Genomic DNA, 742 nt, shown 5'->3' with positions numbered 1-742 from the left:
GGGCAGATACAGGTCTTCCAGCGCGGTTTTGTTGTCGGCAGCTTCGATTTGCGCCCTGAGGTCGTCTGAAAGCTTGCCTTGCTCTTCAATACTTTTTAAAACAACGGCTTTGCGATCTTCCAATTCGCGCAGATATTGCAGCCGCTCGGCAAGCTGGCGCAGCTGCGTATCGTCCAGCCCACCCGTGGCTTCTTTACGGTAACGCGCGATAAAGGGTACGGTCGCGCCGTCGTCCAAAAGCTCAATGGCGGCATTGATTTGCGCGGTAGTGGCGGAGAGTTCTTGGGAGAGAATTTGGGTAATGTTCATATATTCCTTCATATTCCATCTGAACGATTGATAGGACAGCACAACGTAAGATAATTTTTGGGAAGACAAAGGATAATACTGATACACTTCATTCAAAACAAGATAACATATGCTGTATAAGGAAAACCAATGACTATTCTTATCACCGGCGGTACCGGCTTTATCGGTTCCCATACCGTTGTTTCCCTGCTGAAATCAGGCTTTAATGCTGTGATTTTGGACAATTTGTGCAATTCGTCTGCCAATATCCTCCCGCGCTTGGAAAAGATTACCGGCAAGTCTGTGCCTTTTTATCAAGGGGATATCCGTGATCGTGAAGTGTTGCGTCAAATCTTTGCAGAACACGATATTGATGCCGTCATCCATTTTGCCGGCTTGAAGGCCGTCGGTGAAAGCGTGGCCGAACCAATGAAATACTACGACAACAATGTGT

General features: G+C 47.3%; 2 protein-coding genes. One reads left to right on the top strand and one right to left on the bottom strand.

The genetic code is table 11. The features are described 5' to 3' along the window. A partial coding sequence (locus tag ACTHUM_RS16440; RefSeq protein ID WP_440403487.1) for a Tex-like N-terminal domain-containing protein occupies nucleotides 1-309 on the bottom strand: 309 nt, incomplete at its 3' end. 129 nt (nucleotides 310-438) lie between these two features. Here ACTHUM_RS16440 and ACTHUM_RS16435 point away from each other — a divergent pair. Next, a partial coding sequence (locus ACTHUM_RS16435) for an SDR family NAD(P)-dependent oxidoreductase (protein WP_440403486.1) occupies nucleotides 439-742 on the top strand: 304 nt, incomplete at its 3' end.

It is taken from the genome of Neisseria sp. P0021.S006 (assembly GCF_051956895.1).
This window is presented reverse-complemented; position numbering and strand designations above follow the sequence as displayed.